The sequence below is a fragment of the Synechocystis sp. FACHB-383 genome (assembly GCF_014698605.1).
Taxonomy (GTDB): Bacteria; Cyanobacteriota; Cyanobacteriia; order Cyanobacteriales; family Microcystaceae; genus Synechocystis; species Synechocystis salina.
Genome location: NZ_JACJTJ010000029.1, coordinates 46,277 through 59,021, shown reverse-complemented (window position 1 = coordinate 59,021; position 12,745 = coordinate 46,277). Strand labels below are relative to the sequence as shown.

Genomic DNA, 12,745 nt, shown 5'->3' with positions numbered 1-12,745 from the left:
AAAAACACCTTGGCCCACACTTTCCTATTGGAGCCAGGCCGATGGCATCTAGCGGGCTTTTGGCTGGAGCGTGATCAACCCCCCCTAGAAATCAAGGGAGGTGCCCTGATAGCCTGGAATCAAGAAGATTGGTTTACCATGGTGACTAAGTTTAGCTTTCCCGGCGGTGGCCACCAAGATATATCCTGTCAATATCGGGGTCGCCTCAACGGTGGGGAGTCTCAATACACTTACGTTTTGCAACACAGTCAACTAGGTAGGGTAGAAGGGGAAGGCTGGATTTCCAACCATGCCATTGTTCAGCGCTATTGGGTCCTAGGCGATCGCCAGCGACAGAGTGGCTTTGAAACCTTTTACCGCTTCAGTGATCACCGTTATTATTTAGCTAGTGGAACGCTCACTGGCCACTACTTGACCAGTACAATGGAAGCCACCCTGGAAAGACAGGGCTGAGGCTAGGGATCCAGACTAAATTGCTTGTTGCTCGAAAATTAACGTCACCGCTCGTCGCTGAGATATTTGCGCTATGACCCCTGACTCCCGTCACCGCCGCCTATTGGCCAATCGCTATCAACTGGTTGAGTTGGTGGGTAGTGGAGCTATGGGCCAAGTTTACCGAGCGGAAGATAAGCTCCTTGGGGGAGTAACCGTCGCAGTCAAATTCCTTTCCCAAGCTCTGCTCAACCCCCGCATGAAGGAACGGTTTGAAAGAGAAGCCACTATTTCAGCCCTATTGGGGGAAAAAAGTATCCACATTGTGCGGGTGCGGGATTACGGGCTGGACGAAAAGGAAATTCCCTTCTACGTCATGGAGTACCTGCAGGGGGAAAACATCAGTGACGTAATTAAATACCGACCCCTCAAGGTGGAGCGCTTTTTAAAAGTAGCTAGGCAGATTTGCTTTGGTCTGGATTGTGCCCATAAGGGAATTATTTACCAAGGAGAAGCCTGCCCCGTTGTCCACCGGGATATTAAGCCCAGTAACGTACTCTTGGTGGAGGATCCAGCCCTGGGGGAACTGGTTAAAATTCTCGATTTTGGTATTGCCAAACTAGTACAAGCGGCGGAGGAATCGAAAACCCAGGCCTTCATGGGGACCCTCGCCTATTGTTCCCCGGAGCAAATGGAAGGCAAGGAATTAGACAGTCGTTCGGACATCTACAGCCTGGGAGTGATGATGTACGAAATGCTAACGGGGGAAATGCCCCTGTTCCCCGACAATTCTTCCTTTGGGGGTTGGTATGAAGCCCATCACCACACTAAGCCCCATCCCTTCTCTGCCCGCTATAAAATTCCCGCTTCCCTCGAAGCCTTGGTGATGAACTGCCTGGCTAAAAGTCCCAAGGGTCGTCCCCAATCGGTGGATGTGATTATCCGGGCGATCGATGCCATTGAAACAGAAATTAAAGCTCCCCCCATTTCCGATACAGAAAAAACCCAGATTGCGCCCCATTTACTAAACAGTGACATGGAAGCCACGGTGGTGGCCCAACGGGGCACGGGAACAGCTCCAGAAAAACGATTGCCGCCAGTGAGTGAACTCTATAAGCAATTAGACTGGCCCTCTGACAAACCAAAACAAAAAATTGTTTTTCCCCACGTGCTCAACGCCGCTGAAGGAAAATTGGCCAGTTTGTGGGTGATGTTGAATCAAGAGGATATCCTCACCCGTATGTCCAGCATTCGCTACAACCAATTTTTGCTGATGACTTCGCCCCATCCCATGGTGCTGTGGATTACGGTACTCTACCATCGGGAATATGGCCCCCGTTGGTTGCCCTGTTACCTTGATTTAAAGACCACATCGGGTCAAAATTTTGCCCAAATGTTGGGGCAATCCGGTACCTATTGGTTGCTATTTTTTGCCTTGGAAAATCCCACTCGCTGCCAGCACATGTTAACCGCCACCGTTGCTCCCAATCAGTGTAAGTTGCTCAAGGAGTGGGCCCAGTCTAGTCAATCTCTGCCCGGCGGTAAGCCCCAGGTAACTAAACGGTTACTCAAACAGGAGTTGGACCGGCTTAAACCTAAAATTGAGGCGAAATTGTCCCAGGTTAAACCATCCTTCAACAAAGAAGTGTCGGGACTGTAGGGCGATCGCCAAAATTACAATTTCCCTCGGCCTAGAATGGGTCGGATTGTATTTATTAAAGCCCTTTATCGTAGAAGACTGCCTGGGCCCACACCTAGTCGGATTGACCATATCCCCCACAGTCAGCAAGGCCATGGCAGGCCAATATTCAAACGAGAGCCCAGCTCCCCCACAGCCAAAGCTAGACACAAACATGGGAAAACTGGGCAAGATTTGATTTATTTATTCGATCAAAAACAATCCGGGCGCAAAGAAAAGCACTAATCGTAATAATCTTGGCTGGAAACATTACCGATCGCCGCTTCATCTTGATTGATGCAACTGGTGTTACGGGCAAAGTTGCAGACCCTGGCCCAGAGCCGGGCCCTCGTTCCCGCTGGCCCAGAAGAAAAAACCACCTTAGAGCCATTTTCAATGGTGACGCCACATACGGGACAGGTTTCTGCGGGGAAAACACTCATGAGTATTTATTCCTAGTGAATGAATTAGAAGCTACGTTAGGGGATTTAACCAGAGTAGACCGTCACAAATGTTACTGTTTACCCGATTAATTTTAAGAAATTTTAAGTTATATTGACAAAAATGTCACTTTATATTCCAAAAGTGACAATCCATACGAGGTTATCTGGTTTGGCGCTACCTACCAACTAGCACTGCGCCAGTTGCCGTTGCCTTTGTTGTTAGTGGGCACCGTTTGCCCTTGACCATTGCCGATGCGGAGGGGCGATTGCAGCATCAGGGTCAAATCTCGGCTGGAAACAGTTAACAACTCCTCTGTGCCACCACCAACAATGCCTGCCGTGGGTAAGCCCCAACCGGCCAGGGCCCCCGCCGCTGCTCCCCCCAAAACTTCCAGGGGCGTAATGCGGCGATCGCCAGTGGTACCGGAAATGATCGTTGCTGTGCCAGCCCCAGCCAAGGTTCCCATAATTACATCGGAAGCACTCGCCCCCTTATTGACCGTTTGAAAACCTACCAGTTCGCGGGAACGGGCATTGATGGGAATATACTCACCCGTATTGAGCACCAACTGCTGGGCCACAAATTGCATTGCATTGCCATTGGAGATCGGGCGGAACTGACCAATAATTTCACTGCCAGCGGGAATAACCGTAACACCGTCGGATTGACGGAGGGCCGTTGTGGTGCGGAGACTGACTGCCCTGGTTTCTCCCCTTTTTAAAGTGATCTGTCCTTGGTCAACCGCCACAGGAATCATCGTTTGGGTCGGCACTTCCACATTGTAGAGTTGGCCGATGTTATAGCTAGAACGAGGAGCGTAGGGATAGGGGTTATTGTCATTCCATCGCTTGGAATTTTGGGCGGCATTGCCACGATTGGGACGGGGACGGGCTTCCACTGGGCTAGTAAAACTAGTAACCAATCCCCCCATTAATAAAGCAGTAGTCAACAAAGCAGTGGAGCGACGGGCTTGCCAATGCAGCTTAGGGAACGAAAAACTATTAAACATCCTAATTTCCTCACCTGATTGCGGATATGGGTTGTGGGAAAAATTTCCCTCACTGCATCCAGATTAGGTAAAGGAAAAAGGAATGTCAGTCCCCGTTAACATGGAAGCGTTGAGTAGAACATTGAGCAGTAAAGTGGAAAAAAAGGGAGTTCTCTACCCAGGCAGGCCCATCACTCATCAACCACGCTTTTGTTTGACCTGCCCCATCGATAGGCGGCGGACATAGGTTATTCTTCCCATACGGCTGGCCACAGAGCGAACAATTTCGGCCCTAGTTTCCTGGTCAACCGTCAGCTTATTCGGTACAGAATTTAATGATTTTTCCAGGTCGGCAATTTTACGCTTGAGGGCAAGATCACCGGGCAGACTAAAACAATCAGCAGTACAATCAAACATGATTAAAAAAAGACTTGAATGTCACTAACTACATCCAGTCTTTCTCATGACCAGTCTTTCCACCAGAGAAACTATCACATTGGCCAAGTGATTTAGGTCACAGACAAACCCCAGGGTCGTTACTTATATTCAATTATTCAATGCCATAGGATAATTTGCTCTGGCGATCCGGCTGGCGATCCGGCTGGCAATCCATCCAAGCCCCAGAAAAAATAGAGTTATAGCCGCGGTGGAGTTATTTAACCCATCAGCAAGGCAAATCAAACACGGCTCCTACTTCATTGTAAAATAAACTTAACAAAACTGTCCCCACCCACAGAAGCCAGTAATTGGGTATCAAGACGAGGGGAAAAGAAACAAAAAAATAAAGCAGACCCTGATTCCATAGAAAGTTATCTTCTTTGCCTCGGCGGAAACTAAAAACGAGAAAAGTTCGCACCGAACATCAATCATAGAATTTTAGCCCTAAAACATAAGCTGAACAGAAATTGTTGTCCTCTCTCCGCATCCAGGACAAACTGAGAATCGCCTGCAACATTACTTAACAAAAAAGCAGGAATAAAATTAACAAGACGTAACAGACAGAAGTCCCATCAGCGTTGTATAAAGTTAACTGTGGGATCGCAAAAGCATTCAAGCCTAGGCGTTGAGCTGTTTGAGCATCCCGGTGGCCCTGTCGCTGCCTCCGTGTTCCTCCCTGGATTTATTTAGGTAATATCTCTCATAAATCCCCGGGTGGTTAACGAAAGTTCATGGAGATCAGTAACAATAACTCCAGGGTCATTACTTTGGACTCCCTCAGTTTATCCGGGGGAATTGTGTTTAAGAAAATCCCAACTCATAAAGTCAAGTAGGAGATTAATTCAATGTTCGACGTATTCACTCGGGTTGTTTCCCAAGCTGATGCTCGCGGCGAGTACCTCTCTGGTTCTCAGTTAGATGCTTTGAGCGCTACCGTTGCTGAAGGCAACAAACGGATTGATTCTGTTAATCGCATCACCGGTAATGCTTCCGCTATCGTTTCCAACGCTGCTCGTGCCTTGTTCGCCGAACAGCCCCAATTAATCCAACCCGGTGGAAACGCCTACACCAGCCGTCGTATGGCTGCTTGTTTGCGTGACATGGAAATCATCCTCCGCTATGTTACCTACGCAACCTTCACTGGCGACGCTTCCGTTCTAGAAGATCGTTGCTTGAACGGTCTTCGTGAAACCTATGTTGCCCTGGGTGTTCCCGGTGCTTCCGTAGCTGCTGGCGTTCAAAAAATGAAAGAAGCTGCTTTGGATATCGTTAACGATCCCAATGGCATCACCCGTGGTGATTGCAGTGCCATCGTTGCTGAAATCGCTGGTTACTTCGACCGTGCTGCCGCTGCCGTAGCCTAGTTTGGTTATTTTAAAAACCAACTTTACTCAGGTTCCATACCCGAGAAAATCCAGCTTAAAGCTGACATATCTAGGAAAATTTTCACATTCTAACGGGAGATACCAGAACAATGAAAACCCCTTTAACTGAAGCCGTTTCCACCGCTGACTCTCAAGGTCGCTTTCTGAGCAGCACCGAATTGCAAATTGCTTTCGGTCGTCTACGTCAAGCCAACGCTGGTTTGCAAGCCGCCAAAGCTTTGACCGACAATGCTCAGAGCTTAGTAAATGGTGCTGCCCAAGCCGTTTACAACAAATTCCCCTACACCACCCAAACCCAAGGCAACAACTTTGCTGCGGATCAACGGGGTAAAGACAAGTGTGCCCGGGACATCGGCTACTACCTCCGCATCGTTACCTACTGCTTAGTTGCTGGTGGTACCGGTCCTTTGGATGAGTACTTGATCGCCGGTATTGATGAAATCAACCGGACCTTTGACCTCTCCCCCAGCTGGTATGTTGAAGCTCTGAAGTATATCAAAGCTAACCATGGCTTGAGTGGTGATGCCCGTGACGAAGCCAATTCCTACCTCGATTACGCCATCAATGCTCTAAGCTAGTCAGTTTTTAATTCTAGCTGGCCTGGAAGGGTGGGGAAGTGTTAACAACTGGTTGACAATATTCCGCTTTTCCAGGTCTTGTCGTATTTATTGACACTTATCTAGGAGAATAAAATGACTAGTTTAGTTTCGGCCCAGCGCCTGGGCATTGTGGCAGTGGACGAGGCTGTTCCCCTCGAACTTCGCTCCCGTAGTACAGAAGAACAAATAGATGCCGTTATCCTGGCGGTTTACCGTCAAGTTTTGGGCAACGACCATCTCATGTCCCAAGAACGGCTGACCAGCGCAGAATCTTTGCTCCGGGGCAGGGAAATTTCGGTCAGGGATTTTGTGCGGGCTGTGGCTCTGTCGGAAGTGTACCGGCAGAAATTTTTCCATTCCAACCCACAAACCCGTTTTATCGAGCTTAATTATAAGCATTTATTGGGACGGGCTCCCTATGATCAGTCGGAGATTGCTTTCCACACTGATCTCTATCACCAGGGAGGCTATGAGGCGGAGATCAATTCTTATATTGACTCCCTGGAATACACGGAAAGCTTTGGAGATTGGGTAGTTCCCTATTTCCGTGGTTTTGCTACCCAACGCAACCAAAAAACCGTTGGTTTTAGCCGTTCTTTCCAGGTGTATCGGGGCTACGCCACTAGTGATCGTTCCCAGGGGAATGGTTCCCGGTCTCGATTGACGCGGGAGTTGGCTCGCAATACGGCTTCTCCGGTTTATTCCGGTTCCGCGGCCGAGAGTTTGCGGGGAACTTCGGCGGGCAGTCGCAACCAAATGTATCGTTTGCAGGTGATTCAAGGGGCGGCCCCTGGTCGTGGTACCCGAGTGCGCCGTGGTAAAGCGGAGTATCTAGTTTCCTACGATAATTTGTCTGCCAAGTTGCAACAAATTAATCGCCAAGGAGATACGGTCACAATGATTTCCCTTGCCTAGAATCAGGATTTTTTGTCAACCTAGTTAGTAAAAGGAGATTATTTAGTGGCAATTACAACCGCAGCCTCCAGATTGGGGGTGGCTCCCTATAACGAGTCCCGCCCTGTGGAGTTACGCCCTGACTTTAGCCTTGATGATGCCAAAATGGTGATTCGGGCTGTGTATCGTCAGGTTTTAGGCAACGATTACATCATGGATTCCGAGCGCCTCAAGGGTGCCGAGTCTCTTTTAACCAATGGCTCCATCAGTGTGCGGGAATTTGTCCGTACCGTGGCCAAGTCCGAACTTTATAAGAAGAAATTCCTTTATAACAACTTCCAAACCCGGGTCATCGAACTCAACTACAAACATCTGTTGGGCCGTGCTCCTTTCAGTGAAGATGAGGTGATTTTCCATCTCGATCTCTATGAAAACCAGGGTTTCGATGCGGATATCGATTCTTACATTGATTCGGTCGAATACCAAGAAAACTTTGGGGAAAATATTGTTCCCTATTATCGTTTTAATAATCAGGTAGGCGATCGCACTGTGGGCTTCACCCGCATGTTCCGTCTCTACCGTGGTTATGCCAACAGTGACCGCTCCCAGTTAGAGCGCACCTCTACCCGTTTAGCGACGGAGTTGGGGCAAAATACTGTTTCGGCGATCGTGGGACCCAGTGGCAGTAATGCTGGTTGGGCCTATCGTCCTTCTCGGGCGGGCAATACCCCGGCAAAAGCGTTGGGCGGTACGGTTCCCTTTGGCCAAGCAAGCAGACTGTTCCGGGTGGAAATTACGGCCATTTCTGCGCCTGGTTATCCCAAAGTGCGTCGTAGCAATAAGGCAGTGATTGTTCCCTTTGAACAACTCAACCAAACCTTACAACAAATTAATCGTTTGGGGGGTAAGGTTGCTAGTATTACCCCAGCTAGCTTGAGCTAGATTTTTGTTTAGTTCAGGAGGAGAAGTGGCTTGACTTTATTTTCCCTCTGGGGAGTAACTTGGGGTCGCTTCTCTTTTTTTATTTTTGTAGATGATTTTGCAAACTAGCAAATTAAAAATTTAGTGTTTAGGAGTTTTTAGAATCGCCATGTTAGGTCAATCTTCTTTGGTGGGTTATTCCAATACCCAAGCGGCTAACCGTGTCTTTGTCTATGAAATTAGTGGACTCCGCCAGACCGATGCCAGTGAAAACATCAACCATGATATTCGTCGCAGTGGCAGTGTGTTTATTAAAGTTCCCTATGCCCGTATGAATGAGGAGATGCGCCGCATTTCTCGTTTGGGGGGAACAATTGTTAACATCCGCCCCTATCAAGCTGATAGCAACGAAGACAACTAGGTTATTTTGTTAATTGCGATTTGGGCTGGGTATGAAATATTTTACTTAGTCAAAAGCTCTAACTAACAATGACTAATCTGTTTTTCTGATTGAACTCCAAACTAAAATAGCCTTCAGGTCAGTCCATTTATTTCATTATTAATGAAAATTTGTCAGCGGTGGTTTATCAATAGGTAGTCCACCGCTTTTATTTTGGCAAAGAATAATTAGAATGCAGTGATGGAGTCAAAGATAATCCCGTTTGAGGAAATCCTGCAGGACGACGGGAACTTTAACCTGACCGGTGCCGGGTTCGTAATAATTTTCTAAAATTGCCGCCATGGTGCGCCCGATCGCCAAACCAGAACCGTTGAGGGTATGAACAAATTGGGTGCCTTTTTTGCCCTTTTCCCTGTAGCGAATATTAGCTCGACGGGCTTGAAAATCGTGGAAGTTGGAGCAACTGGAAATTTCCCGATAGGTGTTGGCCGATGGTAGCCAAACTTCTAAGTCGTAGCATTTAGCTGCCCCAAAACCTAGGTCACCCGTGCATAGTTCTACTACTCGGTAGGGTAATTCTAAAGCTTGGAGAATGGCTTCTGCGTCGGCCACTAGGGTCTGGTGCTCGACAGCGGACTCCTCTGGTTTAACTAATTTGACTAATTCGACTTTGTTGAATTGATGGAGACGAATAAGCCCCTTAGTGTCTCGACCATAACTCCCAGCTTCCCGCCGAAAACAAGGGGTATAGGCACAATGTTTGATGGGCAGTTGTTCCAGGTCTAAAATTTCATCTCGATAAAGGTTGGTCACCGGTACTTCGGCGGTGGGAATGAGCCAGAGGTCATCTTCCCGGCATTGAAAACTTTCTTCGGCAAATTTAGGCAATTGCCCCGTTCCCAGCAGAGAGTCACTGTTAACTAAAATGGGGGGCATAATTTCCTCGTAACCCACCCCGATGTGCCTTTCGAGCATGAAGTTAATCAAGGCCCGCTCCAAGGCGGCCCCGGCTTTCATGAGGGAAATAAAACGACTCTGGGCTACCTTGACTCCCCGCTCGCTGTCAATAATGCCTAATTTTTCGCCAATTTCCCAATGGGGTAAAATACCTTCTTTTTCTGCTCTTAGATACTGATCTCCCCAACGTTTTACCTCAACGTTATAGGTTTCGTTAGCCCCTATGGGAGTGGTTTCACAGGGTAAGTTTGGTAGTTCCAGTAACAGCTTTTGTAACTGCTCTTTGAGGTCTTTTTCCTGCGGTTCCAAATCCGCTAATTGAACTTTGAGATTATTGCCTTCTTCCCGCAAAGTTTGAATTTCTGTGCCCTTGGGATTGGCTCCTTGGCCAATTTTTTGCCCAATTAATTTGCCAATTTCATTACTACGACTTTGGAGCAGGGTTCGTTCACTTTCCTTGGCTTTCTGTTCAGCGGCGATCGCCAAAATGGGTTGGAGATCATAATCAGTGCCGCTTCCCCGTTGATTGAGACGATTTTGGACAGCGGTGGGATTTTCACGAATTTGCTTAAGGTCTAACACGAACCAACTCTACTTAAAATTCTGAATTTTTTGAACCATTAACGGCCAACCCCATACAGTTTAAAACGTTGGGGCGGACTTCTAACCGGACTATTGACTGAGGGCTTTGAGAAAACGATTCAGATTGGCAATGATGCCCCCCCGTTTAGGGCTGGGGCCCGTGCTTTCCGAGCCGGGCTCCTGGGGATTGTTACTTTCCATTAGTAGGCGCTCTAAAGCTTCTCCTACCGGTTTTTCGGGTAATTCTGTTAAAAGTTCGTACTCTTCTCCCTTTTCCAGCAATACCTGCCATGGAGAAGGGTGGGAGCGCAACACCACTGCCCCTTCCAGGGGACGGAAATAGTAGGCACTGAATAGGGTGCTCAAAAACCGTTGCCGCAGTTGTCGGGCCGCATAGCCAATACCGACAATGGATACATCTTCAAGTTGGGGAATGAGCAAAATCACCGGGCGATCGCCGGCCAATTCGCAAAGTTTTTCCACGCTCTGAACTTCCACCGCAGAGGGGGAAACTACCAAAAATACCTGGTCAGATTCGGCAATTTTGCGTTCGATAGGGGTGTAGCGACTGCCTAAATCCCCGATCTGGAAAGGGACTTCGCCCCAGTCCCGCTTGGCTAGGGCGGCCGCCCCGGTGTCGGGAAAAATGATCCGTAGCCCCAATCCTTGGTCGGCAAACAATTGGCTAAATTCCAACGCAATGGCCTGGGCTTGGAGGGCAATTTCCGGCACTGATAATTCCACCTGAATGCGGCGGTAACCGTCATCTAGGGCCCTTTGGGTGGCAGCGATCGCCTCGGTGATGGCCTCGTCAATGGTTGAGGGAACGGGGAGGGGCATGGTTAGGGGCAGTGATGGTTAGTGACTCGCAGGCTATTTTAGCGTTATCTGATCTTCCCCATCCTTTTCCATGGCTTGGAGAGGTTGCCAGCCCGATCGCCAGAGCAGATCATCTTTAAGTTGTTGGGCATTAAGCCAAAAGCGGACTTTGGGATCGCAACTAGCCACCATTTCCGCAAAAACCCACCGACCTTCCTGCCGGCGATTGGCCACCTGGAAGTGTCGCCAGCCCCAAGTTTTTTGTTGGGCTGTCCATTTAGAACCGAGGAGATGGGGAAATTTTTGCTTGCGGGCCATGGGGAAAGTCAACGAAAAGCTGGAGGACAATTTTCACGACGGTTTCCCCAACATATAATATGTACCTACGATATGCCCAGGCCATTGGGCTAATCCACCCCAAATGGAAACTAAAAAGGCAATAATTGTTTCTTGTAGTGGGATGAAAAACTTACTTTTGACTGCTTTGGACTTTTCTCCATTGGTGAATACGATGCTGCCCTTGAATGTGCTCAATCCCAGTCAATCTTTACCCTCGAAGTTAGGCGGCGCAGCATTATTAATTGCCGCGGCCTGGGCGGGTTTGGGGACTCCCGAAGCATTGGCCCAAATTGGTAGTCCTGCCCCTGGTCAGTTACAGCAATTTACGCCCCAAAATAATCCTTCAGTGCTGCCGCCAGAGAGTGAATATACCCTCGGCCCCGGCGATCGCCTCAGGGTAGACATCCTGCAAGTGGAAGGATTATCGGGGGAATATCAAGTTTTAGTGGATGGCACAGTGGGTTTTCCCCTCATTGGTACGGTCAGGGTGGCCGATCTCACCATCCCAGAACTGAATCAACTTTTGGCTAGTCAGTACGCAAAATATATTCGCCGCCCTTTAGTCACGGCCATTCTCACCAGCCCCCGTCCCCTCAACATTACCCTTTCTGGTGAAGTCAATTCCCCTGGAGCCTATGCCTTGGCGATCGAAGGCGGACAGAAATTTCCCACCCTCACCCAGGTCATTCAACAGGCTGGTGGTCTCACCCCCGTATCAGATATCAGTCGAGTGCAACTACGTCGACAAAAAGGTAACTACCAAGAAAACTACAGCATTAACCTGTGGGAGCTGCTACGGGAAGGAAACTCCCGTCAGAATGTAACCCTGCGGGACGGGGATGTTGTGGTTATTCCCAGCAAAACTGCCACAGATCCCAGGGAAGTCCGACAGTTAGCCGACGCAAATTTTGGTATTCGTTTTGAACAGGAAATTAACGTAGCGGTGATTGGGGAAATTTTTCGTCCTGGTTCCTATAAACTCTCCCCTGCCATTCGAGCCTCTAGTATCACCGAAGTGAGTGGTGACAACAGTAGCGGAGCGGGCACCGGCAGCCGTGCCAATGTGGAAAACACCCAGCCAGTACGTCTGACTCAAGCAATACAGGAAGCTGGGGGCATTAAATCCCAAGCCGACATTCGTAACGTGGAAGTGCGGCGGGAAAATCGGGACGGTAATTTTGAGTTAATTGTGGTTAATCTCTGGGAACTGTTGGACGAAGGTAACTTAGATAAGGACGTTATTCTCCAAAATGGTGATGTCATTACTGTTCCCCAAGCTAAGGAACTATCGCCAAATGAATTTGAGGCGATCGCCACTGCCAATTTTTCTCCCCGCTCCATCACTGTTAATGTTGTGGGAGAGGTGCGCCGGGGAGGGGCTATTCAACTGCAACCAAATTCAACTTTAAACCAAGCAATCCTAGCCGCCGGCTCTTTTGATCCAGTGAGAGCTGATAAGGCCAGTGTTGATTTAATTCGATTAAATCCCGATGGCACAGTTACCAAACTCAATATTGCCCCAGATTTTAGCCTCAACATCAGTTCGGATAGAAATCCCACTCTGAGAAATAATGACGTGGTTTTAGTCAATACCAGTGGTTTAACCCAAGCAACCGATACGCTTAGGGAATTATTTAGTCCCATTGGAGCACTCCTAGGAGGGGGAGGGTTAAGCCTAATTAACTTGATTAACAGGTAGAGTGGAATGGATACCTTTCTTTAGTAATTATTGGTAGATAGTCTAGTTAATTAATCAGCGCTGTACTCTAAATCAATTCTGATGTTTTAGTTACGAGTTGGCTGGTATTGAACAAAGATTACAAACTAGACTCAATTTTGACGGTAACACTTGGCAAATTTTTCTGGACA

General features: G+C 48.3%; 14 protein-coding genes. 8 read left to right on the top strand and 6 right to left on the bottom strand.

Going from position 1 to position 12,745, the window contains the following annotated elements; translation table 11 throughout:
• Positions 1-9 precede the first annotated feature (9 nt).
• Together H6G45_RS06905 and H6G45_RS06900 are read left to right on the top strand one after the other, a co-directional pair.
• The gene (locus H6G45_RS06905; RefSeq protein ID WP_190597723.1) at positions 10-453 is read left to right on the top strand and encodes a hypothetical protein; all 444 of its coding nucleotides are present in this window, start codon (positions 10-12) and stop codon (positions 451-453) included.
• A gap of 73 nt (positions 454-526) precedes the next feature.
• Positions 527-2,092 (top strand): serine/threonine-protein kinase, encoded by a 1,566-nt coding sequence (locus H6G45_RS06900; protein WP_190597722.1) that lies wholly within the window; start codon positions 527-529, stop codon positions 2,090-2,092.
• A 260-nt stretch (positions 2,093-2,352) separates the two neighbouring features.
• Here H6G45_RS06900 and H6G45_RS06895 read toward each other — a convergent pair whose 3' ends face one another.
• From H6G45_RS06895 to H6G45_RS06885, 3 genes are all read right to left on the bottom strand, one after another.
• Positions 2,353-2,553: a hypothetical protein gene (locus H6G45_RS06895; protein ID WP_190597721.1), complete on the bottom strand. Its 201-nt coding sequence runs from the start codon at positions 2,551-2,553 to the stop codon at positions 2,353-2,355.
• A gap of 179 nt (positions 2,554-2,732) precedes the next feature.
• Positions 2,733-3,563, bottom strand: a complete 831-nt coding sequence (locus tag H6G45_RS06890; RefSeq protein WP_190597720.1) for a hypothetical protein — start codon at positions 3,561-3,563, stop codon at positions 2,733-2,735.
• A 177-nt stretch (positions 3,564-3,740) separates the two neighbouring features.
• A complete protein-coding gene (locus tag H6G45_RS06885; protein ID WP_190597719.1) occupies positions 3,741-3,959 on the bottom strand; it encodes a hypothetical protein in 219 nt (72 codons plus the stop codon).
• An 866-nt stretch (positions 3,960-4,825) separates the two neighbouring features.
• Here H6G45_RS06885 and H6G45_RS06880 point away from each other — a divergent pair.
• The 5 genes from H6G45_RS06880 to H6G45_RS06860 all read left to right on the top strand — a co-directional run bounded on the left by H6G45_RS06880 (position 4,826) and on the right by H6G45_RS06860 (position 8,200).
• Positions 4,826-5,344, top strand: a complete 519-nt coding sequence (locus tag H6G45_RS06880; RefSeq protein ID WP_010871861.1) for a phycocyanin subunit beta — start codon at positions 4,826-4,828, stop codon at positions 5,342-5,344.
• A 110-nt stretch (positions 5,345-5,454) separates the two neighbouring features.
• The gene (gene cpcA / locus H6G45_RS06875; RefSeq protein ID WP_010871860.1) at positions 5,455-5,943 is read left to right on the top strand and encodes a phycocyanin subunit alpha; all 489 of its coding nucleotides are present in this window, start codon (positions 5,455-5,457) and stop codon (positions 5,941-5,943) included.
• Positions 5,944-6,057: 114 nt separating this feature from the next.
• A complete protein-coding gene (locus H6G45_RS06870) occupies positions 6,058-6,879 on the top strand; it encodes a phycobilisome linker polypeptide (RefSeq protein WP_190597718.1) in 822 nt (273 codons plus the stop codon).
• 45 nt (positions 6,880-6,924) lie between these two features.
• A complete protein-coding gene (locus H6G45_RS06865) occupies positions 6,925-7,800 on the top strand; it encodes a phycobilisome linker polypeptide (protein ID WP_190597717.1) in 876 nt (291 codons plus the stop codon).
• 148 nt (positions 7,801-7,948) lie between these two features.
• Entirely contained in the window at positions 7,949-8,200 is a 252-nt protein-coding gene (locus H6G45_RS06860) for a phycobilisome linker polypeptide (RefSeq protein ID WP_190597716.1), read from the top strand.
• A 225-nt stretch (positions 8,201-8,425) separates the two neighbouring features.
• On the opposite strand, the gene serS is transcribed toward H6G45_RS06860, so the two are convergent.
• The 3 genes from serS to H6G45_RS06845 form a co-directional block, all read right to left on the bottom strand.
• Positions 8,426-9,718 (bottom strand): serine--tRNA ligase, encoded by a 1,293-nt coding sequence (serS, locus tag H6G45_RS06855; protein ID WP_190597715.1) that lies wholly within the window; start codon positions 9,716-9,718, stop codon positions 8,426-8,428.
• A 90-nt stretch (positions 9,719-9,808) separates the two neighbouring features.
• Positions 9,809-10,558 carry a DUF1995 family protein gene (locus H6G45_RS06850; protein ID WP_190597714.1) on the bottom strand — a complete coding sequence of 250 codons (750 nt, stop codon included), beginning with the start codon at positions 10,556-10,558 and terminating at the stop codon, positions 9,809-9,811.
• A gap of 33 nt (positions 10,559-10,591) precedes the next feature.
• The gene (locus tag H6G45_RS06845; RefSeq protein ID WP_190597713.1) at positions 10,592-10,855 is read right to left on the bottom strand and encodes a TIGR02450 family Trp-rich protein; all 264 of its coding nucleotides are present in this window, start codon (positions 10,853-10,855) and stop codon (positions 10,592-10,594) included.
• Between the two features lie 142 nt (positions 10,856-10,997).
• Between H6G45_RS06845 and H6G45_RS06840 the strand changes: the two genes are divergently transcribed.
• Positions 10,998-12,575: an SLBB domain-containing protein gene (locus H6G45_RS06840; protein WP_242018081.1), complete on the top strand. Its 1,578-nt coding sequence runs from the start codon at positions 10,998-11,000 to the stop codon at positions 12,573-12,575.
• Positions 12,576-12,745: the final 170 nt, after the last annotated feature.

Bases quoted from the DNA above. Each gene is read 5' to 3' on its own strand.
- H6G45_RS06900 (WP_190597722.1), top strand. From the start codon at position 527: ATGACCCCTGACTCCCGTCACCGCCGCCTATTGGCCAATCGCTATCAA.
- H6G45_RS06895 (WP_190597721.1), bottom strand. From the start codon at position 2,553: ATGAGTGTTTTCCCCGCAGAAACCTGTCCCGTATGTGGCGTCACCATT.
- H6G45_RS06890 (WP_190597720.1), bottom strand. From the start codon at position 3,563: ATGTTTAATAGTTTTTCGTTCCCTAAGCTGCATTGGCAAGCCCGTCGC.
- H6G45_RS06885 (WP_190597719.1), bottom strand. From the start codon at position 3,959: ATGTTTGATTGTACTGCTGATTGTTTTAGTCTGCCCGGTGATCTTGCC.
- H6G45_RS06880 (WP_010871861.1), top strand. From the start codon at position 4,826: ATGTTCGACGTATTCACTCGGGTTGTTTCCCAAGCTGATGCTCGCGGC.
- cpcA (WP_010871860.1), top strand. From the start codon at position 5,455: ATGAAAACCCCTTTAACTGAAGCCGTTTCCACCGCTGACTCTCAAGGT.
- H6G45_RS06870 (WP_190597718.1), top strand. From the start codon at position 6,058: ATGACTAGTTTAGTTTCGGCCCAGCGCCTGGGCATTGTGGCAGTGGAC.
- H6G45_RS06860 (WP_190597716.1), top strand. From the start codon at position 7,949: ATGTTAGGTCAATCTTCTTTGGTGGGTTATTCCAATACCCAAGCGGCT.
- H6G45_RS06850 (WP_190597714.1), bottom strand. From the start codon at position 10,558: ATGCCCCTCCCCGTTCCCTCAACCATTGACGAGGCCATCACCGAGGCG.
- H6G45_RS06845 (WP_190597713.1), bottom strand. From the start codon at position 10,855: ATGGCCCGCAAGCAAAAATTTCCCCATCTCCTCGGTTCTAAATGGACA.
- H6G45_RS06840 (WP_242018081.1), top strand. From the start codon at position 10,998: ATGAAAAACTTACTTTTGACTGCTTTGGACTTTTCTCCATTGGTGAAT.